General features: G+C 67.8%; 21 protein-coding genes. 13 read left to right on the top strand and 8 right to left on the bottom strand.

The window, feature by feature from the left end:
- Positions 1-10: 10 nt before the first annotated feature.
- Positions 11-2,062 carry a M13 family metallopeptidase gene (locus VGU65_RS13595; RefSeq protein WP_327476573.1) on the bottom strand — a complete coding sequence of 684 codons (2,052 nt, stop codon included), beginning with the start codon at positions 2,060-2,062 and terminating at the stop codon, positions 11-13.
- Between the two features lie 321 nt (positions 2,063-2,383).
- On the opposite strand from VGU65_RS13595, the gene VGU65_RS13590 reads away from it, so the two are divergent.
- The 7 genes from VGU65_RS13590 to VGU65_RS13560 all read left to right on the top strand — a co-directional run bounded on the left by VGU65_RS13590 (position 2,384) and on the right by VGU65_RS13560 (position 9,071).
- On the top strand, positions 2,384-3,421 hold the full coding sequence (locus tag VGU65_RS13590) for a cytochrome-c peroxidase (protein ID WP_327476571.1): 1,038 nt from the start codon (positions 2,384-2,386) through the stop codon (positions 3,419-3,421).
- Positions 3,418-3,984: a cytochrome b gene (locus VGU65_RS13585; protein WP_327476569.1), complete on the top strand. Its 567-nt coding sequence runs from the start codon at positions 3,418-3,420 to the stop codon at positions 3,982-3,984. The genes VGU65_RS13590 and VGU65_RS13585 overlap by 4 nt, the downstream gene beginning before the upstream one ends.
- Before the next feature lies 1 nt (position 3,985).
- A complete protein-coding gene (locus VGU65_RS13580) occupies positions 3,986-4,909 on the top strand; it encodes a hypothetical protein (protein WP_327476567.1) in 924 nt (307 codons plus the stop codon).
- 203 nt (positions 4,910-5,112) lie between these two features.
- Positions 5,113-5,772, top strand: a complete 660-nt coding sequence (locus VGU65_RS13575) for a DUF3348 domain-containing protein (RefSeq protein WP_327476565.1) — start codon at positions 5,113-5,115, stop codon at positions 5,770-5,772.
- Positions 5,773-5,783: 11 nt separating this feature from the next.
- On the top strand, positions 5,784-7,883 hold the full coding sequence (locus tag VGU65_RS13570; protein WP_327476563.1) for a DUF802 domain-containing protein: 2,100 nt from the start codon (positions 5,784-5,786) through the stop codon (positions 7,881-7,883).
- A complete protein-coding gene (locus VGU65_RS13565) occupies positions 7,880-8,545 on the top strand; it encodes an OmpA family protein (RefSeq protein ID WP_327476561.1) in 666 nt (221 codons plus the stop codon). The genes VGU65_RS13570 and VGU65_RS13565 overlap by 4 nt, the downstream gene beginning before the upstream one ends.
- Positions 8,535-9,071, top strand: a complete 537-nt coding sequence (locus VGU65_RS13560; RefSeq protein ID WP_327476559.1) for a DUF2894 domain-containing protein — start codon at positions 8,535-8,537, stop codon at positions 9,069-9,071. Before VGU65_RS13565 ends, VGU65_RS13560 begins: the two co-directional genes overlap by 11 nt.
- A 64-nt stretch (positions 9,072-9,135) precedes the next feature.
- Here VGU65_RS13560 and VGU65_RS13555 read toward each other — a convergent pair whose 3' ends face one another.
- Positions 9,136-9,624 carry an SRPBCC family protein gene (locus tag VGU65_RS13555; protein ID WP_327476557.1) on the bottom strand — a complete coding sequence of 163 codons (489 nt, stop codon included), beginning with the start codon at positions 9,622-9,624 and terminating at the stop codon, positions 9,136-9,138.
- Positions 9,621-9,977: an ArsR/SmtB family transcription factor gene (locus VGU65_RS13550; RefSeq protein WP_327476555.1), complete on the bottom strand. Its 357-nt coding sequence runs from the start codon at positions 9,975-9,977 to the stop codon at positions 9,621-9,623. Before VGU65_RS13550 ends, VGU65_RS13555 begins: the two co-directional genes overlap by 4 nt.
- A gap of 266 nt (positions 9,978-10,243) precedes the next feature.
- Between VGU65_RS13550 and VGU65_RS13545 the strand changes: the two genes are divergently transcribed.
- Together VGU65_RS13545 and VGU65_RS13540 are read left to right on the top strand one after the other, a co-directional pair.
- The gene (locus tag VGU65_RS13545) at positions 10,244-10,792 is read left to right on the top strand and encodes a DUF805 domain-containing protein (RefSeq protein WP_327476553.1); all 549 of its coding nucleotides are present in this window, start codon (positions 10,244-10,246) and stop codon (positions 10,790-10,792) included.
- A gap of 124 nt (positions 10,793-10,916) precedes the next feature.
- Entirely contained in the window at positions 10,917-11,261 is a 345-nt protein-coding gene (locus VGU65_RS13540; protein WP_327476551.1) for a YciI family protein, read from the top strand.
- Positions 11,262-11,320: 59 nt separating this feature from the next.
- Here the strand turns inward: VGU65_RS13540 and VGU65_RS13535 are convergent, their stop codons facing one another.
- Positions 11,321-12,031 (bottom strand): hypothetical protein, encoded by a 711-nt coding sequence (locus VGU65_RS13535; protein WP_327476549.1) that lies wholly within the window; start codon positions 12,029-12,031, stop codon positions 11,321-11,323.
- 347 nt (positions 12,032-12,378) lie between these two features.
- Here VGU65_RS13535 and VGU65_RS13530 point away from each other — a divergent pair, with 347 nt between their 5' ends.
- From VGU65_RS13530 to VGU65_RS13520, 3 genes are all read left to right on the top strand, one after another.
- Complete coding sequence (locus tag VGU65_RS13530) at positions 12,379-12,873, top strand: hypothetical protein (protein WP_327476547.1); 495 nt, start codon at positions 12,379-12,381, stop codon at positions 12,871-12,873.
- A 399-nt stretch (positions 12,874-13,272) separates the two neighbouring features.
- Complete coding sequence (locus VGU65_RS13525; protein WP_327476545.1) at positions 13,273-15,279, top strand: S1 family peptidase; 2,007 nt, start codon at positions 13,273-13,275, stop codon at positions 15,277-15,279.
- A gap of 167 nt (positions 15,280-15,446) precedes the next feature.
- Positions 15,447-16,481 carry a YncE family protein gene (locus VGU65_RS13520; RefSeq protein WP_327476543.1) on the top strand — a complete coding sequence of 345 codons (1,035 nt, stop codon included), beginning with the start codon at positions 15,447-15,449 and terminating at the stop codon, positions 16,479-16,481.
- A 346-nt stretch (positions 16,482-16,827) separates the two neighbouring features.
- Here the strand turns inward: VGU65_RS13520 and VGU65_RS13515 are convergent, their stop codons facing one another.
- The 4 genes from VGU65_RS13515 to chrA all read right to left on the bottom strand — a co-directional run bounded on the left by VGU65_RS13515 (position 16,828) and on the right by chrA (position 22,598).
- Positions 16,828-17,325 carry a lipocalin family protein gene (locus VGU65_RS13515; RefSeq protein WP_327476541.1) on the bottom strand — a complete coding sequence of 166 codons (498 nt, stop codon included), beginning with the start codon at positions 17,323-17,325 and terminating at the stop codon, positions 16,828-16,830.
- A gap of 185 nt (positions 17,326-17,510) precedes the next feature.
- On the bottom strand, positions 17,511-20,162 hold the full coding sequence (locus tag VGU65_RS13510) for a bifunctional diguanylate cyclase/phosphodiesterase (protein WP_327476539.1): 2,652 nt from the start codon (positions 20,160-20,162) through the stop codon (positions 17,511-17,513).
- Positions 20,163-20,396: 234 nt separating this feature from the next.
- The gene (locus tag VGU65_RS13505) at positions 20,397-20,876 is read right to left on the bottom strand and encodes a hypothetical protein (protein WP_327476537.1); all 480 of its coding nucleotides are present in this window, start codon (positions 20,874-20,876) and stop codon (positions 20,397-20,399) included.
- A gap of 336 nt (positions 20,877-21,212) precedes the next feature.
- Complete coding sequence (gene chrA, locus VGU65_RS13500; RefSeq protein WP_327476535.1) at positions 21,213-22,598, bottom strand: chromate efflux transporter; 1,386 nt, start codon at positions 22,596-22,598, stop codon at positions 21,213-21,215.
- Positions 22,599-23,166: 568 nt separating this feature from the next.
- Here chrA and VGU65_RS13495 point away from each other — a divergent pair.
- Positions 23,167-24,486 (top strand): hypothetical protein, encoded by a 1,320-nt coding sequence (locus VGU65_RS13495; protein ID WP_327476533.1) that lies wholly within the window; start codon positions 23,167-23,169, stop codon positions 24,484-24,486.
- Positions 24,487-24,523 lie beyond the last annotated feature (37 nt).

The following is a 24,523-nucleotide window of genomic DNA, read 5'->3' as shown; positions in this document are numbered from 1 at the left end:
CGCTCTCGCCCTACCAGATTCGCACCCGATCCTGCGGCGCGCGCCACATCGGCTGGCCGGGCTTGACACCGAACGCCTCGTAGAACGCGGGGATGTTCGACATGGGGCCGAGCACGCGCCACTTGGCCGGCGCATGCACGTCCGACAGCAGGCGCTGGCGCAGCTGCTGCTGGCGCTGCTGGCTCATCCAGCCCAGCGCGTAGCCGAGGAAGTAACGCTGGGTCGGGGTCAGCCCGCCGATCGCCTTGCCTTCCTTGAACTGCGCGGTCTTCTCGAACGCCTCCAGGCCGGGCAGCACGCCGCCGTAGTCGGCGATGTTCTCGCCCAGGCTGGCCTTGCCGTTGATGTGCAGGCCCGGCAGCGGCTCGTAGGCATCGAACTGCTTGACCATCACCTGCGCGGCGGCGTTGAAGCGGGCGGCGTCCTGCGCCGACCACCAGGCGGACAGGTTGCCCTGCGCGTCGTACTGGCGGCCCTCGTCGTCGAAGCCATGGGTGATCTCGTGGCCGATCGTGCTGGCCGCCACGTAGCCGTAGGCGACCGCATCGTCCACCTGATCGTCGGGCACGCCAGGCACCATGAAGATCGCCGCCGGCAGCACGATCTCGTTGTTGGACGGGTTGTAGTAGGCGTTGTAGGTCTGCGGGGTCATGTCCCATTCGGTGCGGTCGACCGGCTTGCCGAACTTGGACAGGTTGTCCTGGAACTCCCAGCGGCGCGCCGACATCACGTTCGCCGCATAGGACTCGCGCCCGACCTCGAGTGCCGAATAGTCCTTCCACTTGTCCGGATAGCCGACCTTGGGCGTGACCGCGGCGAGCTTGGCCAGCGCCTTGGCCTTGGTGTCGGCGCCCATCCAGTCCAGCCGCTCGATGCGGTCGTGGAAGGTGCCGCGCACCGCCTCGACCATCGCCTGGTAGCGCTGCTTGGACGCCTGCGGGAAATACTGCCTGACGAAGATGCGCCCGAGCACCATACCCATGGCGTCGTTTTCCTCGTCCAGCGCGCGCTTCCAGCGCGGGCGCTGCTCCTGCTGGCCGGACATCGCGCGGCCGTGGAAATCGAAGTGCTCCCCGTCCAGCGCGGTGGAAAGGAACGGTGCGTAGTCGTCGACCAGGTGATAGCGCAGGTAGTCCTTGAGCACCGGCAGCGGCGTCCCGCGAAGCAGGCGGTCCTCGGCCGCGAAGAACTCCGGCTGGCCGACGACCACGTAGGAGGGTCGGATGCCCCAGGCGGCCAGCCGCGCGCTCCAGTCGATGGACGGCGTGTACTTGGCGGTGAAGTCCGCCGGCGTCATCTTGTTGTAGTTCTTCTCCGGATCACGCAGCTCCTCGAGCTTGCGCGAGGCCTTGGCCAGCGCCGTTTCGAACGCCATCACCTTCGCGGCCGCGGCCTTGGCGGCGGCCGGGTCGCGGCCGAGCAGCGCGAAGGTGCGCGCCATGTGCTGGACGTACGCGCCGCGGACCTTGGCCACGCCCGCTTCCGGGTTGAAGTAGAAGTCGCGATTGGGCAGGCCCAGGCCGCCCTGGCGGATCTGCACCGCCATCGTGGCGCTGTCCTTGTCGTCCTGGCCGATGCCGATGCGGAACAACGCGCCGACGCCGATCGGCTTGAACGCGAACACCGTGTCGAGCACGCCCGCGGGCGAGGCGATGGCGTCGATGCGGGCCAGCTCGGCGTGCAGCGGCCGCGTGCCCAGCCGATCGGCCTTCGCCACGTCCATGGCGGTGGCCCAGAAGTCGCCGATCTTCTGCTGGTCGCTGCCCGGCGCGGCCTTCTGTCCGGCCGCCGCCTCGCTGATGCCGCGCAGCCGCGCATACAGCTCGTCGTCCACCTCGTTGCCGATACCCCAGGCTGCCTCGGACGTCGGGATCGGATGCGCCTTCAGCCAGGCGCCGTTGGCGTACTGGAAGAAATCCACGCCCGGATCGACCGAGCTGTCGATGTGCGCCGCGAGGAAATCCTGCTTGGGCATGGCGTCCGCGGCGAAGGCGCCGGCGCAGGCGCTGGCCAGCGCGACGGACAGCAGCGAGTTACGGAGGGTGATCGCTAAAGGAGTCATGGAGGTTCCCGGGACGTAGGGAATGCGATCTTTGCATGCGGCCGGGCATTTCGTGGAACCCCGAAGGTCATGCCGGACGACGCGCTGCATGGAGGCCGGCGGATGGCCTCGTCGCGTGAGAGCGGTGCGCGGAATGACGCTTCGCGTCGCCAGGTTGACCTGGATCAACAAGCCACACCTGCCCGCGGGCGAGTCTCCCCGATACCGGGCGAGGCTCGGCTTGCGCGCCGCCTGCGACGGCGGACGCGACACGGGACGCTCCGCGCGGGCACCGACCAGCCCCCTTCCCCCTCTTCTTGCGCAGCAAAAAAGGAGACGAACATGCGACCGTTCACGCTGGTCTCCTGTCTGGTCCTGGCAGGTGCCTGCACGGCGCCGGCCTGGGCGCAGGCGGACCGGGTGGCGCAGGCTCGGGGCCTGTTCAAGCCGATCCCGACCCAGCCCCCGGCACTGCCCGGCAACCCCGCCTCGCCGGCCAGGACGGCGCTGGGCAGGATGCTCTACTTCGACCCCCGTCTGTCCGAGAGTCACGCGATCAGCTGCAACTCGTGCCACATGATCGGCATGGGCGGGGTCGACCTGCAGCAGACGTCGCTCGGGCACCGCTGGCAACACGGCGGACGCAACGCGCCGACGGTGTACAACGCGGTCTTCGATGTCGCCCAGTTCTGGGACGGCCGCGCCAAGGACCTCGAGCAGCAGGCCGGCGGACCGCTGGTCAACCCGATCGAGATGGACGCCACAGCCACGCACGTGGTCGAGCAATTGAAGGGCATTCCCGGCTACGCACCGCTCTTTGCGAAGGCTTTCGGCGGCAGCGATCCGATCACTTTCGACAATGTCCGCCGCGCCATCGCCCTGTTCGAGGCCACGCTGATCACCCCGAACGCGCCGTTCGACCGCTACCTCAAGGGCGACGGCAAGGCGCTCGACGCCCAGCAGATGCAAGGCCTGGCCCTGTTCATCGACAAGGGCTGCGCCGCGTGCCACAACGGCATCAACGTCGGCGGCGGCCGGTATGCCCCGTTCGGCGTGGTGGAACGCCCCGGCGCCGACATCCTGCCGCCGGGCGACAAGGGACGCTTCGCCGTCACCAAGACGGTCAGCGACGAGTACGTCTTCCGCGTGCCGTCGCTGCGCAACGTGGCGCTGACGCCGCCGTACTTCCATTCCGGCAAGGTATGGGACCTGCGCCAGGCGGTCGCGGTGATGGGCAGCAGCCAGCTCGGTGCAAAGCTCACCGACGCGGAGGTCGACCGCATCACTGCCTTCCTCGGCGCACTCACCGGTGACCAGCCGCAGGTGACCCTCCCGATCCTGCCACCGAGCGTGGCCACTACGCCGCAACCGAACCCATGAGCGCGACCATCGGAACTGGAACCCCCGCTCGGGTCGCGACGCGCAGCCGCTACCCCGCCCTCGTGCGCGCTGCGCATTGGCTCACCGTGCTCGCCGTGTTTGCCGCCTACCTGCTGGTCGAATTCGGCGGCGAAGACAAGGAGGCCGGCGGCCCCAGCGCGGCGTTGCAGTGGCACTACCTTGCCGGACTGCTGGTGCTGCTCCTGCTGCTGGTCCGCCTGCCGGTCCTGGCGATCGGACGATTTCCCCCGATCCAGCCGGCTCCGGGACGGTTCACGCACCTGGTCGCCCGGATCACCCACCTGGCGCTCTACGCCTTCCTGCTTGTGCAACCGCTGCTGGGCATTGTGCAGGTCGACCTGGCCGGCGACAGGGTGACGCTGCCCGTGCTGGGATGGTCGCTGCCGTCGCTGGTCCCGCCGGACGCCACGTGGCACGAGCGGATCGGGGAACTGCACGAGGCCATCGGCGAAATCTTCTACTGGATCATCGGCCTGCACGTCGCCGCGGCCCTGTGGCACCACTTCATCGTGCGCGACAACACCTTGCGCAGGATGCTGTGAGATGCGCAGGCAGGCGCCCTCGTTCCCGCGCGTCGGGCGGCGACTGCACCGCGTCGCCGATGCATCTGCAGGCGCCTGCGGACGAAGCAGCAGGCGCCTGCAGGTGCTCTCCCTGCTGCTCGCCGGTGCGCTGGGCTGCGGCCCGCTGCATGCCACGGACTGGCATGTGGCGCTGGCCGCCCAACAAGGCTGGACCGGCGGCTGGATCCGGGTACGCGAGAACGACGTGCCCACCACGCGCCTGCGCTTGAACGACGATCTCCGGGCCGGTCACATGCAGTCGTTGCGAGTGCTCGCCTGGACGCCGCTGGGCGAAGCCGGCGAACTGCATCTGGGGCTGACCACCCATCGCCTGGACGGCAGCGCCCGGTTCGCCGCCCCGGTCTACTTCAACGGCACCAAGGTGGCGCCCGGCCGGCTGGATACCGTCACCCACTTCCAGGATTTCATCGAACTGGACGCGAGCTACTGGCGCCGCCTGGCGGACGTGGGCAGCGGCGGCAGCCTGTGGGGCAGCCTGGGCGCCCGCTACGTCATGCTCAATTTCAAGCTGGACGGCACCATCGCCGCGGACAGCCCCGGCCACGAGCTGAAGGAAGACTTCTACGTACAGGAGCTTCCCGTACCCATGCTGGGGCTGCACCTGCGTTACCCGCTCAGCGATGCCCTGCAGCTCACGGCCGATGCCAGCTGGGGCCGCCTGCCGTGGGTAAACAGCCTGCGCACCGAAGGTGGCGAAGTGCGCCTGGCGCAGACCGACAGCGAGGAACAAGTCGCCCTGGCCTACCGGGCGAACCCGCACTGGCGTTTCGCTGCCTACATTTTCCACACCGAGTTCGCGCAGGACGAGCGCAGCCGCGAGGACGGCAACGCGGTCTACCTGCACGACAGCGGCGCGGGCATCTCGGCGGAGTACGCCTTCTAGCCTTACCCGCAGGCCGGTGGCAAAGGGCCGGACCGGTAGGTTCATTCCCGCTCCTACCGCAGCACCGCTTTCATGCCCGGCGCCCTGCGGCTCGCGGCGCCACGTCCGATCCTCCCCGGACGGCGCCGAAGAAAAGGGCGGTACAGGGGGAGCGCCACGCCGGACCGCTGCCGCGCTAAACTGCCGGTTTTGCTCCGGAAAACATGGCGCAAGCTGCACTCCGCCCGACGGTTCGCGGGCCCACGTTCATTCGTTTGCTGGCGCGCCTGGCAGAGGTCGACGTGGCCGCATCCGGCCAGTCGCTGCCCGACCGACTGGGCCAGTGGCTGGACTGGAAGCACGCGCTCTCGCTCGCCGCCGCGCTCGACGGCCGGCCGGTCGCGCCCACGGTGGACGCACCGGCGCCAGAGGACCTGCACGGGCAATGCAAACGGGCCCGCGAGGTGCTGGCCACGGCGATCAAGGACGATCCGCTGCTCGCCGCCCGGGCATCGGCGCCGGCCGAACCCGACTACGCCGCCTTCCGCCAGCTTTGCCTCGCCCGCCAGCGCACCATGCAGGCCACCGTCGGCCGCCTGCGCGGCACGCTGCGTGACGCGCTCGCCCAGGCTTCGCCCGACATGGCGCGACTGGCCGAGGTGGATGCGGTGATGGAAGCGGCCCTCACCCCGCGCGAGCACGCCCTGCTCGCCCAGGTGACCGAGCTGCTGGGCCGGCGCTTCGAACGCCTGCGTGCCGCCGGGCAGGCCTCCACCCCGTGGCTCGATGGCTTCCGCCGCGACATGCAGAGCGTGTTGCTGGCGGAGCTGGATCTTCGTTTCCAACCGGTCGACGCGCTGCTCGCGGCGCTTCGCACCCCCTGACGCGGTTCCCCATGTTCAAACGTCTGCTCCTTCTTTGCGTGTTCGCGCTGGGCCTGGTCGCCATCGGCTGGATCGTCGCCGGTTACGTCGGCAGCAATCCGCTCGGCCTGGCCGTCGCCCTGCTGATCGGCGCCTGCTACCTCGCCGGTGCCTTCGAGCTGTTCCGCTACCGCCAGGCCACCGCCACGTTGCGCCAGGCGGTGGACGAACTGGCCGAGCCGCCGGCCGAGCTCGGCCGCTGGCTGGAGCGCCTGGCTCCCGGCCTGCGCCACGCCGTGCGCCTGCGCGTCGAAGGCGAGCGTGCCGCGCTGCCGGCGCCGGCGATGACGCCCTACCTGGTCGGCCTGCTGGTACTGCTGGGCATGCTCGGCACCTTGCTGGGCATGATGGCCACGCTGCGCGGCACCGGCACGGCGCTCGGCAGCGCCAGCGACCTGCAGGCGATCCGCGGCTCGCTGGCCGCGCCGGTCAATGGACTGGCCTTCGCCTTCGGCACCTCCATCGCCGGCGTCGCCAGCTCGGCGATGCTCGGCCTGCTCTCCGCGCTGGTCCGCTGGGAGCGGTTGCAGGTGGTGCACGCGCTGGACGCGGCCATCGCCACCACCCTGCGCATCCATTCGCAGGCACACCGGCGCGAGGAGGCCTTGCGCCTGCTGCAGCAGCAGGCCGCGGCGATGCCCGCTCTGGTCGACCGCCTGCAGGCGATGGCCGCAACGCTGGAGCAGCAAAGCGCCGCCGCCCACGAGCGCCAGTCCGCCGACCGCGCGGCCTTCCACCGCCACACCGAGGAGGCCTATACGCGCCTGGCCCGCTCGGTCGAACAGTCGCTGCAGGCCAGCGTGGCCGACAGTGCGCGCACCGCCGCCGGCGTGCTGCAGCCGGTGGTCGAATCCACCCTGGCCAGCCTTGCCCGCGAGAGCGCCGCGATCCAGGCCAGCGTGGGCGAGGCCGTACAACGCCAGCTCGACGGCCTGGCGGCCGGCTTCGACACCACCGCGCGCACCGTCACCGGCATATGGAACGATGCGCTCGCCCACCATCGGCAGACCAACGAGGCCCACGCGCAGGCGCTGGGCGACACCCTGGCCCGCTTCGCCGACACCTTCGAGCAACGCTCGTCCGCCTTGCTGGCCGGCGTCGCCACGCGCCTGGACGCGAGCGCCGACCGCGCGGCCGAGGCATGGCAGAGCGCGCTGTCCAAGCAGGACGCCGTGCACGCCGGGCTCGCCGAGCGCAACCGGCAGGCGCTTGCCGCCGCCGGCGCGAGCTTCGAGTCGCACGCGGCCGCGCTGGTGCAGGCGGTCGACCGCTCGCACGCGCAACTGCAGTCGGCACTCCAATCACGAGACGAGGAGCGCCTGGCCGCCTGGACGCACAAGCTCGACGCCATCACCGCGGACCTCGCCGCTCGATGGAACGCGGCCGGCGAAGCCACCGCGAGCCGCCAGCAGGCCATCTGCGACACGCTGGAGCAGACCGCCGGCGCCGTGGTGGCGCGTACCCAGGCCCATGCCAGCCAGACTCTCGCCGAGATCGCCCGCCTGGTCGAGGCCGCGTCGGAAGCACCGCGCGTCGCCGCCGAAGTCGTCGGCGAGCTGCGCCAGAAGCTCTCCGACAGCATGGTGCGCGACACCGCCATGCTGGAGGAACGCAGCCGCCTGCTGGCCACCCTGGAAACCCTGCTCGAGGCGGTCAACCACGCCTCCACCGAACAGCGCAGCGCGATCGACGCGCTGGTCGGCACCTCGGCCGAGCTGCTCGACCGCGTCGGCAGCCGCTTCGCCGCGCAGGTCGAAGCGGAGGCCGGCAAGCTCGACACCGCCGCGGCGCAGGTCGCCGCCGGCGCCGTCGAAGTCGCCAGCCTGGGCGAAGCCTTCGGCGCGGGCGTGGCGCAGTTCGGCCAGGCCAACGACGCGCTGATGGAACGCCTGCAGCAGATCGCCGGCGCGCTCGACGCCTCGCTCGCGCGCAGCGACGAGCAACTCGCCTACTACGTGGCGCAGGCCAGGGAAGTGGTCGAGCTCAGCGTGCTCTCGCAGCAGCAGATCATCGCCGACATGCAGCAGCTTGCCGGCCGCCGCGCGCCGGGCGGTAAGGCGGCGAAGGCATGAGCGACGAGGTCGAGTTCGACGCCGAGTCGACCGCGCCGATCTGGGCCTTCGGCGACCTGATGTCGGTGCTGCTGGGCGCGTTCGTGCTGATCCTGGTCGGCGTCATCGGCGTGCAGCTGCAGCTCTCGCACAAGCTGGAGGTGGCCCAGAAGCAGCGCCAGGCCGAACTGCAACGCCGCACCACGCTGGAACAGGCGCTGGCAACGCCGCTGGCGCAGGGCCGCGTGACCCTGGTCAACGGCCGCATCGGCATCCGCGGCAGCCTGCTGTTCGCGCTCAATTCCGACCAGCTGCAGCCGGAAGGCCGCCAGCTCGTGCAGAGTCTCGCCGCGCCGCTGGCGCAGTACCTGCAGTCGCGCGACGAGCTGCTGATGGTCAGCGGCTTCACCGACGACCGGCCCGTGCACGGCGACAACCGCCAGTTCGCCGACAACTGGGAGCTCTCCGCCCAGCGCGCGCTCACCGTCACCCGCGCGCTGATCGCCGCCGGCGTGCCCGCCGACGCGGTCTTCGCCGCCGCCTTCGGCGCGCAGCAGCCGGTCAGCACCAACACGGATGAAACCGGCCGGGCGAAGAACCGCCGCGTGGAGATTGCTCCGATCCCCCGCTCGTCGGCCGCCAACGCCACACCGAACGGCACCGATGCCGGCCATGCGCCCTGACATCGCCTCGGCCATCCGCGCGCACCTGATCGCGGCCATGGAACAGCGCGCCGCGAGCCTCGACGGCGAAGCGCGACGCGCGTTGGATGCGCGTCTGGCCGAACTGCGAACGCCCGATGCCGATGCGCGGGACGAAACATCCGCCCGCGACGCCACTCCGACGCATCCGGGTCCGCTGCGCGAACTGGTAGAACGCCTGGACCGCGAGGCAAGCACGGAGCGCGGCGCCTACCCGAACCTACCCGCGCTCGTCGGCCTTCGCCAGCTCTGGTCCACCCTGCGCACCGACAGCCAGCTCCAGCAATCCCTCGCCCACGCCCCCACCGATGCCGGCCCGCTCAACTCCACCGCGCTGGCCAGCCGAGCCATCGCGCTGATGCGCGAGCTGTCGCCGGACTATCTGCGGTCGTTTCTCGCCTACGTCGATGACCTGGCGTGGATGGAGCAGTTGGGTGACGCGGGCTCCGCGGCTCCATTGGGCGCGGCCGCGACAAGGAAGCGCACTCGTCGCAAGCCGCAGGTGTGATCCGCCGCGACTGCAACTGACCGACGCGGAATGTTCCACTCGGATGGAACGGATGCGACCGCCCTTATTTCATCGACGCGACATGCGCGACCAATTGATCGAGGGCGATATCGGTGCCCTCCTTCCAGCCGGACTCCTTGTTCGCCGCAACGTCGGCCTCGTTGCGGTGCAGCGCCGTGAAGACATAGCGCGTTCCTGTCCCCTGCGGCTCCAGCGTCATGATGGCCGTGATCGGAACGTCGTCGAAGACGGCCGGGCGATAGCCGGGGAACAGCATGGAGGTCCAGACCAGCCGCTGCATCGGAACCACGTCCAGAAAGCAGCCGAGGTTGGGTACCTCCGGGCCGTTGCCCACGACGATATCGATGCCGAAGACGCCGCCCGGCCGCAGGTCCATCTCGCAGCGCGACACGCGCCCCCAGGCCTTGGGCATGTACCACTGGCTGACGTGCTCCGGCTGGGTCAGGGCTTCCCAGACCAGGCGCGGCGGCGCATCGAGGAACCGCTCGAAAACGATATCGAGCTTGGGATCGAACGCGGATGGCTTGCTCATGCTTGCGGTTCCTTTTCCTTGAGTTGCTGGACGTACGTATCGAAACGATCGAGTCGGGCTTCCCACAGCTGGCGCCGCTCGGCGAGCCAGTCTTCGGCGGCCTTGAACCGCTCGGGTGCGATCTCGTAGGTCCGCACCCTTCCCTGTTTCGTGGATTTCACCAGGCAGCTCTGCTCGAGCACCGCCAGGTGCTGCACGAACGAGGGGAGCTTCATGTCGAACGGCGCGGCAAGCTCGCTGACCGTGGCCGGCCCGCTGAACAGTTGTTCCAGGACTTGTCGCCGGGTCGCGTTGGACAAGGCATAAAAGACGTCGTCAACGACGGCGGATGGATTCATCTCGATGCCGGCCACTCGATGGGAGACTTCAGTGCGATGGCCGAGTCTGGCAGTCGATTTTACTTAGGTCAATAACTAAGTTTCACTGCTGGGCCCGGGCGCGGGTCCCCTCGCGCCAAGCATCACCTTGGCGTTGGGGAGGACCTTATGGCCCGGATACAGCGGCTCGACAGCACGCAGTCGGGCTCCTGTCGTGCTCATTTCGGGTCGCTGTCGTCGCGGAAAGCGGGGTACGGCAGGATGATGGCGGGAACCCGAGCCCCCGATGCCAAGGAGCATCCATGCAGATCAATAGCGCCCGACTCCGTGAGCTGCGCGCCGCCCGCCAGTGGTCGCAGGAACAGTTGGCCGAGCTGAGCGGCCTGAACCTGCGGACCATCCAGCGCCTCGAATCGGGTGCCAGGGTTTCGACCGAGTCCTTGCGCGCACTGGCCGCCGTGTTCGAGGTGCCGGCCGAGAGCCTGCTGGTGGGCCACCCGGTGCCCAGTCAGCCGGCGCTCCAGGCCATGCGCGAAGGCGTGCTGCGCGGCCTGGAATTCACCGGCACGACCCCACGCGCGGCGTTCTGGTGGTTCGCACTGGCCGTGACCATGCTGCTGGCCTTCGCCGAGCTGCTTTCCGAGGCCATCGGCCCGTTGCCGCTGCAGATCGCCTCCCTGGCCGTGCTGCTGCCATGGATTGCGGCGTGTACCCGGCGCCTGCGCGACGCGGGCTTGAGCCCCTGGTGGCAGCTCATCAGCCTGGCGCCGGTGGGAGGAATACTGGTGCTGCTCTACCTGCTCACCTACCCCACCAAGGCTGCGGAGCCGATCAAGGCGCCTGTCGGCTGAGCGCTCCAAAACGGCGGCTCCGACCCCGTGACAGTTCGTGAGCCCCACTTGTGTCGAATCGCTATACACCCGCCCGTCGTGAGGACGATGGCAGCCGCTGGGCTGCGCGGCCCCGGGGCATGGCATGAGCAAGTACCTCATCTATTTCAACCAGGCGTGGGTCGGCGAGCACACGCAGACGTGGTTCGCCGCCCGCGGTCCGCTTGCGCGTGCGGTCGTGGATGATATGAAGGCGGCCGGCGTCTACGTGTTCGCCGGCGGCCTGGTGGAAGACCCGCAGGAAGCCTTCAGCGCGGATACCACCAGCGGCACGCTGGCGTTCACCGACGGGCCGTACGTGCGCAACCCGCAGTTCCTTGGCGGATTCACCGTGATCGACGTGCCCGACGAGCAGGCGGCAAGACACTGGGCAGGCAGGGTGGCCGAAGCCTGCGGCTGGCCGCAGGAGGTTCGGCGGTTCAAAACCTAGCCTCGATCGCGGGACGTGGCCCGGCACAGTTGGCTCGATAGCAAGATTCGAAAGGGCTCTCACATCGAGGGCATCTCGGCCGGCGTCCCGTCGGACCAGGTGGCTACCCCGACCAGTAGAACCGTCAGGGGTGGCAGCTTGGCAGCGTCGGCCCGGTGCTCCGGCGTATAGAACCAGTAGTTGCCGCCGAAGACGGGCGATCCGGATGCGTTGGCGCCCCAGTCGGTGCCATCCTTGAGCGGGACGTAGAACATGACGTGCGCCATGTCGTGGCCGCCGTCGTCCGACAGATAGGACGACTTCGACATCATGTAACACATGGCGCCCGGCTCCAGCGGTGGGATGTCCTTGGTGCGAAGGGCGACCTTGATGCGTTCGGCGATGTCGGCATCGGAACGGCCAGCGAGCGTCATCGCCGTGCGCAGCCTGGCGATCGGCGTCACGCTGCGTGCGGCCTGCGGGTTGTCGCACCCCGCGGCGCGAATCTTCGGGTTCCAGCGCTCGGGCCAGTCCGGCGCGCCGCTGAAGCCCCTGGCCACCCAGCAGACAAACCCGTTGGTACCGGTGACAGCGGATTCATAGCCCGTCGGGGTCAGCACCAGGACCGTCGCGTCCCTGGAAATGGAAGCGGGTGCGGCACTGCGGGCCAGGGCGATTTCCTGGGCACGCTCCATCAGGTAGGCCTTGACGGGAGCCATGCGGGGGTAGGGCTCGGCCACCCTCGCCGCAGCGCCGACCGAGGCGAGCGAGACCAGGGCGAGGCAAGCCATCCGCCTGGCCACACGCCTGCCCGTGACGCGCGGACTCGCCGGGCTGCGAACGGTCCGGCGAGTGCCGTGTTCATTGCCGCCAGACATCCCTGCGGTCGTCGTCGTAAGCATTGCGTGGTCCTCTGTGTGGCGCCGGCTGCCCGGCTCTGTTCGAGACTCGAGCGGGCAGTCGACCGCTCATGGGAACGACGAGGCGGGCCGTCCGAAATCGACATCGACCTGGAATGCCTCCGGCCGCCCCGTGCGACAAGGCCGAGGTTGCCTTCATGGAAGTTCGGCGCGCGGGTCACATGGCCCCGACCCGAGACGCCGCAGTCTTGGAAATACGCAACGAGCGAGGCGACTGGATGCACACGCGAACGAACGGCCACGGCGATCGCACGCCACTCCTTGCCAGCGCTCTGCTTACCGGCACCGTGGCGAGCCTCGCCTCGGCGGCCACCCTGGCGCTGCTGGCCAGAGCCGAAGGCAAGGGCGCCCTGCAACCCATCAATGCGACCAGTCACTGGCTGCACGGCGAGAAAGCCGCCGCATGCGACGAGCTCGATACCGCGCATACATGGGTCGGCTTCGTCACCCATTACGCATCGGCCGTGTTCTGGGCGCTGCCCTTCGAGTACTGGCGCGTCAGGCGCCGCGCGCTTTCCGGCGGCGCACTTCTGCGGGGCGCCTGCGTAACGTCCGCCGTCGCGGCGGCCGTTGACTACGGTGTGACTCCGAAACGACTCACGCCGGGCTGGGAACTCGTGCTCGGCAGGCGCTGCCTGGCGGTGACCTATGGCGTATTGGCGCTTGGCCTGGCCGCCGGTGCGAAGCTTGCGCAGGCCCTGGCACATCGCTGAATGGCCGCGTCCCTCTTCCGACCCTTGAGCAGCGCCGTCGCCCAGTCGCCACCCCGGTAGACAGGCGGCGATGAACAGGTGGCGAGTTCGGGCAGCCAGCTCGAGGAAAAGCACTCTGCTCCCTACCCTTGCCCGGGCGAGGCCTGGTCGCCAAAGAAGGTCATGGCTCACCGGTCGCATTTGGTGGCGGTAAGACGGGCCGCGTCGTGACCGACAACCGTGGAGCGCAGGCCCGCAGGTTGCCCGCAAGCCGCCCCATCGGCGCCGAAACGTGCGCATGAAACGGGCCTTCGGCGGGTTCGCGGCGTTTCCCCATGTCTCCGGAGAGCATGTCAAGATGATGTCGCCAGCGAGGGGCCGGGGGGCTCCATGCCGAGGCGTCACCTTGGGGGGAAACGAATGTACATCGTGCGTTTGGCCACGCGCCGCATCGGCATCGTTGCGGCGCGACTGGGATTGGCCATCCTGTTCGCAGCAGGCCTGGGACATTCGGCAGCAGGACACGCTGCCACGCTCGACCCATCCATGCTTCCCAAGATCCAGGCCGCCACGTTCGAGGTGGTGCAGGCCAAGCCTACGGTCGATCCGTTGAGTTACGAAAAGCCGCTGCCGCTCGATCTGCTGCCCTATCAGGAACGCAACGACAAGTACTACTCGATAGGGACGGCCTTCGCTATCGGCAACCATCGCTACGTGACCGCCGGGCACGTGTTGCTGGCGGGCATGAACAGCTTGTGGGGTCCGCCGCAGCTGCGGGATGCGACCGGCCACGTGTACCCCATAGACAAGATCGAAAAGTTCTCGATGGGCAGGGATTTCGTGGTTTTCACGCTGGCGGGCGACTCCGGGAAAGCCGCGCTGGAAACCAATCCCGCCCCGCCGTTGAACAGCGTGGTGTATGCGGTGGGCAACGCGCTGGGAACCGGCGTGGTGATCCGCGACGGCCTGTACACCTCCGACACGCCAGAAGAACAGGACGGCCTCTGGAAGTGGATGCGCTTCTCCGCCCCGGCCTCGCCGGGCAACAGCGGCGGCCCCTTGCTGGACAGCCGCGGCAAGGTGATCGGCATCGTGCTGATGAAGTCGCCGAACGAGAACCTCAATTACGCCCTGCCGATCTCCCAGGTGCTCGATGCACCGGAAGGTCACGCTGTGGTCGACAGCAAAAGCGTCTACCAGCTGGACATCTTCCAGGCTTTGCAGAATGGCCGTTGGAAAGCCGACTTCGCGCTGCCTTTGAGCTTGTCCGATTTCTACCGCGACTTGCAGCTCAGCGGGGATGCGAATAGCCGTGAACAACTCCAGGCCCTGCTTGCCAAGGAGTCCTCGAATCTTTTCCCTCGCGGCGACGGATCCACGCGTCTACTGGTCCAACAGACGCAGATCTATGCCTTCCCCACGCTGATCGTGCGCGACAGCAATGGGCAGTGGGTACGTACGGGCGAAGTCCGCCGTCGTGCCGCGCTGGATTCGAACGGCTACGTGGATATCGGCCAGGCCGGTCATACCCTGCTCCTGCACATCCGGCGACCCGACCAGACGGACGCGACGCTTTTCTATCATGACGCCAAGGCACGCATGGACCTGCTGGCCCGTGTCGGCGTGTTCCAACGCGTGGTCGCCGGAGAGAAGATCAAGATCACCTCCCTGGGCAAGCCCTCGTTCGAAGCGACCTACACTGACCGTTGGCAGCGTCCGTGGCAGGTATCCACCTGGCCCTTTCCTCACCTCAATCATCAGGTCGTCACCTACACCCTGCCGGTACCCGATGGCTGCGTGATGATGTTGCGCATGGCCCCTGCCGCGCAGGTCAGCGGACATCGGCTGGACCTGGACGAGCTTGCCAATTTCGTCTACGCCACCTACGGCGGCACGCTGGCGCAATGGACGCAGTATCTGCAGGAAGCGGCCCTGCCGGCGGCGTTCAAGCAAATCCACCTGCAAATCGATTACGGACGCCGCTTCGCCTACCAGTCGCAACGGGTGACGTTCTCCTACACCCCTGCCGTCCAGGCGATCCTGCCCGACAGCGTGCTCAACCTCGGCTTTCGTTTCCTGCTGGACCACGGACGGCCCGCTTGGGACGTGGGCTACATCGGTGTCTGGAAAACATCGACCAACGACAACCAGGACGAACTGACCGTCCAACGTCAGGCCATGCCCCCCACGGGCCTCGACGCGGACATGACCAGCCACTGGCAGACCGTGTCCGGTCGGCAGTACCCCTACAGCGGCGAGGCGCGCTATGAAAACGGCACCATGAACATCGGTGCGGTCGCTTCGCCCAAGGCCGCCGGCGATGTGTTGTACACCGCCTACTACAGCGTCGATTCGAACCAGACCCAGGCATTCATGAAGAAAAGGCTTGGCCTGCTGACGCGTGACATGCACGTGCTCGAGCACTAAGAAAGTACGCTTCGACCGCCACCAGGAAAGATCGGTGTCGCCACCTCGGGAACAAGGGGCCGGAAGCAATCAGTTCGGAGCAAGTGCGCTCTGGCCCCTATAGGTTCACACGAAGACCGCGCGACAACGCGCACGGCTCTATATGCAACCTGGTGAAGGAGACCACTATGTCGTTTTCCGGCTATCGAAGCATGCCCGCGCTCGCCAGCATGGTCGCCATCCTCTTGGTCGCATCCTCCGCTGCCTGCGGCCGCACGAACGACACACCGCTGCCGCTAACCACGGTGGCCGACGTCCCATTGACCGGCGGCACCACGCGGTGGGACTACGCCAGCTTCGACCCGGGCCAGCACCACCTGTTCCTCGCCCACCTGGGCGATAGCGTGGTCACCGTGTTCGATACCGAGGGCCGACGGGTGGTCGCTGATATTCCAGACGTCAGCCACGTTCATGGCGTGCTGGCGGTTCCCGCACTCGGTCGCATCTACGCCTCGGCCACCGGCACCGACGAGGTGGTGGCGATCGATGCCAAGACCTTCAAGATTTTGGCTCGCACGCCCGCCGGTGACTATCCGGACGGCATGGCCTACGCACCGGACGCACACAAGCTGTACGTCTCCGACGAGCACGGGGGCAGCGATACGGTGATCGACGTGCGCACCCATCAGCGGGTCGCCACCATCCCGCTCGGCGGCGAGGTAGGCAACACGCAATACGACCCGGCGAGCAAGCATATCTTTGCCAACGTGCAGACCCGCCGGCAGTTGGTGGAAATCGACCCGAGCACCGACAAAGTGATCGCGCGCATCGACCTGCCCGGCGCCAAGGGCAACCACGGGCTCTACATCGACGCGCCCGCGCGGTTGGCCTTCATCGCCTGCGAGGACAACGCAAAGTTGCTGGTGCTAGATCTGGGCACGCGCCGGGTCATCGCGTCCTACGAGGTCGGCGAAGATCCCGACGTGCTGGCCTTCGACCCCGCGCTGGGCTGGCTCTATGTCGCCAGCGAATCGGGCAAGGTCGCGCTGTTCGAGCTGAAGGGCCGCGCCCTACACCCCCTCGGCCTTGCCATGCTGGCTCCCGATGCCCACGTGGTGGCGGTGGATGCCGCTACGCACCGTGCATACTTTCCGCTGAAGGACTGGAAGGGCCACCCCGTGTTGCGCATCACGGCACCCCGGCCCGCCGCCCAGCTCCATTGAGGCGCCGGGCCTTCCTGTGCGCGGCCTGTCCCCTTGCCCCTGGAACCGGCTCAAGCGCCAGGTCAAGGAACCTGCGCCACTTTCTTTTTTTAGCGGCAGCGCCCCACGCGCAAGGTGCAACGACGCGGAGCGCCGTCGAATTTCAGGCTCGCGGCCGGAGGCGTTGCCGTTTCCAGAACGCAGCTTCGACGTTGCATTCAGCACCTGGATGCTTCGTCACCTGCCGCGATCGCTTCGGCGTGGGCAACCTTCACTTCACGGTGGCGTCGTGCGACGCAGGTGCGGGCGACGCGCGCGCTTGAGCCAGATCGTTCGATTCTTCAGACATTGTCCCTGACACCACTGCTCAGGCCGTGCGGCGCCCCGTGTGCGGCGTACGGATGAGCTGGTCCAGCCGGTACCCGAGTGACTGCGCGTACTTCAGAAAGATCTCCTGCGTGCCGGCATCCAGCTCGGGCTCGCGATGGAGCAGCCACAGGTATTCGAAGTCGGGACTGCCCACCAGCGCGGTGCGGTAGTCATCGTCCACGCGCAGGATCCAGTAGTCACCCTTGGTGAAGGGAATCCACCGCAAGCCCTCGGGCAGAAAGGTCACCTCCAGCCGACCCGGCTCGGCCGGGTCGACCACCCTCGCCTCCCCGACCGATTCCTTCAGCTCGCCCTTGCCGTTGCGGGCGCGGTTGTCCACCCGGATGGCGCCATCGGGCTCGCGGGTGTAGCTGGCGGTGATGTCGGTGTAGTCGGCCGGTTCGTGGCGCATCGGCAGGCGCGCAATCTCGTACCAGGTACCGAGATAGCGGGCGAGGTCCAGCGAAGACACGGTGGGCGGCGGTTGGCGATCCATGGGGTCGTCCTTTGGGGATGACGCCAACCTAGGCGCACCCGCATGAAGGGGTGGGCAAAGTCCGCGGCCGCCATGGCGACCGCAGCGCGCACCGACGCCCCGCAGAACTCGTTGGGAATCCGCGATCAGGCGGCCCGCGGAAGGGACGCTCGCCGCTCCTTGGTTGCTGGCACCTGTGTCGGCAGTCAGTCGCGCTGCCACATGACGCGCTCGGGCTGGTGCAGTGCATAGCCCTGGGCCATGTCTACCCCCAGCTCCCGCAGCGACCCCATGATCGCCTCGTCCATCACCCATTCGGCAATCACCACCAGGCCCAGCCGGTGCGCGATGTCGGTCACCGCGCGCACCATCGCGTGGCTGATCGGGTCGCTCAGCATGTCGCGGATGAAGCTGCCATCGATCTTGACGATGTCCACCGGCAGATGCTTGAGGTAGGAGAACGACGACATGCCCACGCCGAAATCGTCCAGCGCGACATGGCAGCCAGCCTCCCTCAGCCGGGTCACGAAACGGATCACGTCGGTCAGTTGGCGTACTGCCACCGTCTCGGTGATCTCGAAGCAGACGCGCTCGGGCGCCACCTGGTGCAGGCGCAGCAGTTCGACGATCCGCTCGGCCAGCGTGTCATCGTCGATGCTGGCACCGGACAGGTTGACCGCCACCATGCGCAGCGCCGCCCCCGCCGGATGCAGCCGATCGACGTTGGCCAGCGCGGTCTCGATCACCCAGCGATCGATCAGCGGCATCAGGCCATAGCGTTCCGCCGCGGGAATGAACGCGCCGGGCGACACCAGCTCGCCCAGTTCATTGCGAAAGCGCAGCAACAGCTCCACATGAATCGCCGACGGCTCCGCGCCGAGCGCACGCAGCTCCTGGTAGGTCAGCACGAAGCGCTGTTCCTGTACCGCCCAGCGCAACCGATTGGCCCACTCCATCTCGCCGCGCCGCAGCGCGCTCTGCTCATCCCGTTCGGAGTAGAAGTGCACGCGGTTGCGCCCCTGCTCCTTGGCCATGTAGCAGGCGGTATCGGCGGCGGCGAGCAACTCGGCCAGTGGCATCCCCGGGCGATCGACCAGTACGCCGCCCACACTGATGCTCGCCATGTAGCTCTTGGCTTCCCAGACGAAGACGAAACCGTCCAGCCCCAGACGCAGATGCTCGGCCAGCTCCACCGCGCGCCCGGGCGTGTCCAGCCCCGCCAGGATCACGCCGAACTCGTCACCGCCCAGCCGCGCCAGTACATGCTCTTCGCCCAGCCTCGCACGCATCACTGTCGCCAACTGCAGCAAAAGCTGATCACCTGCCACATGCCCGGATGTGTCATTGACGAGCTTGAACTGGTCCAGGTCGATGAAGAGCACCGCGGCATAAGGCGGTGACTCGCCCATGTCCTGGGTCATCCGCTGCAGGCGACGCTCGAACTCACGCCGGTTGATCAGGCCCGTGAGCTCGTCGTGCGTCGCCTGGTAACCGAGCAATTCGGTCAGCGCGCGTTGCTCGGTCACGTCACTGGCGACCATCACCCACTGGGGGCGACCCTCGAGCATCAGCCAGGAGATCGCCACGCTGGCCCAGAAACGTCCGCCGGCCGTGTCGCGCAGGCCCACCTCGGTCGCACCGGCCTGCGGATTGGCCAGGCGCCGCTCCACCTCGCTCTCGTCCATCCCCAACAGCGAACCCAACCGCGTTCCCTGGATGCCCTCTCCCAATCGTCCGCGCGCGGCCTGGTTGGCGTAGACGATGCGCCCGTCGGCGGCGTCGGCAAGCACCACGAGCGCGGGCAGCAGTTCGTTGAGCGTGCGAAAGCGCTCCTCGCTTTCGCGGTAGCGCTCACCCAGGCGCCACCCCAGTTGCACGGCACGGCGCCGCGTGTCGGTCAGCGACCATACCAGCAGGCCAAGCAATACGCTGACCAGCAGCCCAGGGGGCACCACCGACTGCGACCAGGAGGGGTCGCTGGTCGATCCCGGAAAGACGGCCATCTCCCACAGGCGCCCCCCGAACGCTATGCGATAAACGATCGAGGGTTTCGTCCAGGGCACGCCGGTGCCCGAATCGAACAGGGGAACGCGCGATGCCCGGGCGACGTCCGTGACTGAGATGCCCGCCACCTGCAATAGCTGCGCCGGCAAGCCGGTCCGGATCAGGTCGGCAACCCGGAACGAAACCGCGACCGATCCACGCAACCGTTGCCGGCGCACAGCCAGCGAGTCGAGCGAAGCGCCAGGCCCGTAGTCGGGCAACCGCAACGTGATGCCCTGCCCGCGTCCGTGGGAACCCGTGTCCTGCACGAGCGGAAACGGTTCCGACACGGCCAGATGGTCGGTATCTCGCGACTCGGCCAGCGCCTTCATGTTGGCCGGCTGGTCGACCACGTCCAACCCCAGCAGCTTGCGGTTGCCATCCAAGGGCGCGACCAGCGTGGTCGGGAAATGATCGCCGTCGTGCCCATGCACGCGAACCGAATACGCCACGGCCAGCAGGCTGGGGAACTCCCGGCGCGGGTCCAGGTTGGCGTACGCGCGTGCGAACTGGTGCTCATCCATATCACCGGCGACCAGAAACATCGTCTGCAAAGACCGCACCAGCAGTTCGGCCGAGCGCAGCTTCGCCCTCAACTGGACGAGCCCTTTCTCCGCTTCCGCCACCACGGCATCATGCCGCGCCGCTTGCCACTGCCGCGCCTGGACACGGTAAAGCCAGAGCGTCAGCAGAATCCCGCAGCCGACCACGAGCAGCCCCCAGGCCACGCCTGGCACCCGGCTAGCCAGCGGCAACGCCTCCGGGGCGGCGGCGTGCGGTGTGCGGTGACGCTCGTCGATCGGTTTAGGTGGCACGAATCCCCCTCGGCAGGCCCCGCCCTGACCGGTCACGCGGGGCGCATCGATCATAGCGGGCGCAAGTGAGGTTTCCGGGAGCCCGTTCAGCACCCGACGGACAAAAGAACGCCTCCGGCCGATAGCGATCGCGGTGCAGCCATTGCGGCGACTGGCCGCATAACCGCTTGCCGGCCATCACCGGGCCGGGCCAAGGAGGTGTTTTGCTCCAGCCAGGAAGGGGCTCAGGCCCCGTTACCTTTGCTCGACAACGACATGGTCTGGAGCCAACCGGATCACCGCGCGGGGGTACGCACCCAAGCTCAGGCGGGGCTGGCCGGCAGGGGCAAGGTAGCTGGCGTAGGCGTAGACGGCCACCGCCCGCCGGTAGCGCGGCGGCAACGCAACGTCCCGTACCGTCGTCGCAGGCGCAAGCTCCAGCGATACCACATCGATCGCCGATCCGAGGTTTTGCCGATAGGCGACCTTGCGCGCGAACCATTCCGGTCCGGTAAGTGGCAATAAGGAGCCGGCCTGCGGGTCATAGACGAACACGACGTCGAGCGCGGTCGCCGCATCATCGTTCGCGCCTGGCTCGGCCACCACCCCAAGCTGGCCCAGCACACTCGTCGGCGGCGGCCTGGCGATCCCGCAACCGGCGAGTGCGAGCAGCAGGAGCGCCAGCCCACGGGGCGCGTTACGTACGAGCATCGGTTTCAGCTTTGAAAAGCGCACTCTGTCACCCGTCCTGGTTTTGTCGGCTAGATCCGGGCCCCTGGATACAGCCCGCGTGCGTGGGTGCGCGTGAGCACTTCCGGTGCGCCGGACGTCTCGTTCCACCGGGCGCCACACTACTGCAGCGCATCAGGAAACTGGGCACGTGCGGGTCGACCGCGACGCGCTCAAAGCGAGCGTAAGGGGAGTGGTAGCTGGATTGCGGATTCCCGGACTGATCGAACATCCGTTCCGCAGAGCGCTGAACACCCTGCTGTTGCATTGGCCGATTGAAACCGCCGTCGCCAGCGGACATTCTTCAGGATCAGCGCAACCGAAGGCAGGCTTGCGGAGCGCTCATTTGAAGACAAGACCTACCCCTAAGCCGGCCAGGCCACTCGCCAGAAGCACCCAACCCATACCAATCTTGAAGCGAAGCATGGCGAGCATCGCGGCAGCGGCAATCGCAGCCGATGGCCACTGCAACGTGGCCCAGACCGGGCTTTCCAGCCGCAACCAGCCGTAGTAGTGCTCATCTATGCGTCCGAAGATCGCGTGCAGGGTGAACCACACCGACAGGTTCAGCACCACGCCCACCACCGCAGCGGTTACCGCCGACAGCGCTGCATGCAACGCGCGGTTGCTCCGCAGGGCTTCGATGTAGGGCGCACCGAGGAAGATCCAAAGGAAGCACGGGACAAACGTGACCCAGGTGGTCAGCACCGATCCCACCACGCCGGCGAGCATTGGCGACAGGTTGGTCTCGTGATGGTAGGCGCCAAGGAAAGCGACGAATTGCACGACCATGATCAAAGGACCGGGCGTGGTTTCGGCCAGCGCCAGGCCATCGAGCATCTGCCCTGGCGTGATCCAATGGAAGCTGACCACGGCGCGCTGGGCAATGTAAGCAAGTACGGCGTAGGCGCCGCCGAAGGTGACCACGGCGGCTTGGCTGAAAAACAATCCTTCACCCGCAAGCACGCTGTGCCGGCCGAATGCGGCGATCACTGCGATCACCGGTATCCACCAGAGCGCCAGCCAGGCCAGCGTTACGCGAAGTGCGCGGGCAGCCGAGGGCCGCGTGTGGGTAAGCCGCCCCTGGCCCAGCAGGCGGTCGATGAGGAAGTCCGACGATGCATCCGCCGCGGACGACGCTGGCGCCGGGAAGCTGCGCGGCATCCACCAGCGTCCAAGCAGGCCCCAGAAACCGGCGCCAAGCACGATCAACGGGAACGGCACGCGGAAGAAGTAGATCGCCACGAAGGCCAGTGCGGCGATAAGTACCATCATCCGGTTCTTGAGCGCCTTGCGGCCGATCCGGATGACTGCCTGGACTACCACCGCCAGCACCGCCGCTTTCAACCCGATGAAGATTGCGAAGACGAGCGGGACTTGGCCATAGAGCGCGTAGACGATGCTCAGCGCAAGGATTGTGAAGAAGCCCGGCAAGACGAACAGCACGCCGGCGATCAAGCCGCCCACCGTTCGATGCAGCATCCAAGCGATATAGATCGCCAGCTGCGTGGCCTCGGGACCTGGCAGCAACATGCAATAGTTGAGCGCGTGCAGGAAGCGCGCATCGCTGATCCAGCGACGGGTCTCAACCAGCTCGCGATGCATCACCGCGATCTGTCCAGCGGGGCCGCCGAAACTCAATAGCCCGACCTTGGTCCATACGCGAGTGGCTTCGCGCAGCGAAACCGAAGGGGTGTGCTCGGTCGACATGGGAGCTTGTTCGGTCATGGCTGGAAGTTCCACCGCAGCTCCGCCGCCAACATATTGGAGGTCGGCATGGCACGGGCGCCGGGTCGGTGATTGTCGCCCGGACTACGCTGTGAAGCACATTCCTACGTACTCGCCCAAGCGTGGGTGTCTTGTCATTCGACCATGCGCCCGTGGGCGGGTCGGGTGGTCGATATGGCTTGTTGTCGCCGGCGATCTCCTTTAGCCGGCCTGCGGCTTCGTCGCGCGCCCCTTTCGCAGATCGCTTGTCCGCTTACGCTTCCGACGCGGACGTGCTCGCAAGTACATCCGCGTCTTTGCGGATGGCGGACGCCTGCCGGTCGACGCGGCCCAGACCGTCATGGAACGGTGTTCGGCCATCACCGGAATCCGCAGCGGATTGGCATTCGGGGCAGAGCATGCTTTTTCACGATACCAAAACAGACGCAGGCGCGCGGCACCGCAAATGAAGCCACCGCCGCCTTCCGGTGCCCCGCGTTCAAGGAAATGCGCTTTCGCCCCTGTTTCTCTTTGGGCATTCAGTCCGCGACCGGTAACCTGCACTCCGGACAGTAAGGGCCTGAGACGCATGAGCACACGCTGCAGGAACGCTTGCGCGGATGACGACGCCACGCTGGCGGCCGCGTCGCTGAACCGGCAGTGCGGCTGTTCCGTCGTCGCGCCGGCGCAGCTGCACGCGCGCATCGTGCACATCCTGCAGGACACCGCCGGGCTGGACCCGACCCGGCACGCGCATCTCTTTGCGCCCCAGGCGCTGTTCGTCGATCGCGCCTCGCTGGCCACCATGGAGCACATCACCCGCGCGCTGTTCGCGGTGGGCCACGCGCCGGCCTATGCCGAGCGCGTGCTCGCCTGGGCGCCGCCGATCGCCCGGCACGATCCCCATTCGCCCGGCGGCGTGATCGGCCTGGACTTCCACCTGACCGAGCACGGCCCGCGGCTCATCGAGATCAACACCAACCCCGGCGGCCTGTTGCTGAACGCGTTCGCGCTCGATGCCGTGGAATCCTGCGTGCCCCACGCCTGGACGACGACGACCACCACCGACGCCGCGGTGGCGGCGGGCACGCAGGCGTGGTTGGATGAGGCAAAGGCGCAGCTCGGGCACCCACCCTCACGCATGGCGATCGTCGATGAAGACCCGCCGGCGCAGTTCCTGTACCCGGAGTTTCACCTCTACCGGCAGGCGTTCGAACAGCATGGCGTGCCGTGCACGATCCACGCGCCGGCCACGCTGTCCTGGGACGGGCGTGCGTTGCGCGACGCCGGCGGCGCCGTGGATTTCGTCTACAACCGCCTGACCGACTTCGCCCTGGGCGAGGCCGGCTCGGCCGCGCTCGCGACGGCCTATCGCCAGGGCGCCGTGGCCCTTTCGCCCCACCCGCGCGCGCACGCCCTGCTGGCGGACAAGCGCAACATGACCGTCCTGGGCAACCGCGACTTTCTGCTCTCGCTGGGCCTGAACCCGGGCGACGCCACCGTGCTGGCCGGCGGCATCCCTCCCACGGTGCAGGTGACGGCGGACAACCGCGAAGCGCTATGGGCCGACCGTGCGCACTACTTCTTCAAGCCGGCCAACGGCTACGGCAGCCGCGGCTCGTACCGCGGCGACAAGCTCACCCGACGCATGTGGGAGACCATCGCCGGCGCGGACTACGTCGCGCAGGCATTCGAGCCGCCGGGCGTGCGGATCAGCGCCTCCGGCGTGCCGCTCAAGACCGACGTGCGCTGCTACGCCACCGAGCGCGGGGTGATCCTGTTCGCCGCGCGCCTGTACCAGGGCCAGACCACCAACATGCGCACGCCCCACGGCGGCTTCGCCGCCGTGCTGACCACGCGCGGCAAGGCGGGCGAGGTTCTGCGGAAGAGATCGCCGAGCCACCCCTAAAAAGGCGCGCTCCGACTCCAGTTCTTTCGAGAATTGT

The sequence above is a fragment of the Frateuria sp. genome (genome assembly GCF_035943815.1).
GTDB lineage: Bacteria > Pseudomonadota > Gammaproteobacteria > Xanthomonadales > Rhodanobacteraceae > Frateuria_A.
Note: the sequence above shows the minus strand (reverse complement) of the source record. Positions and strands in the feature narration are given on the sequence as shown.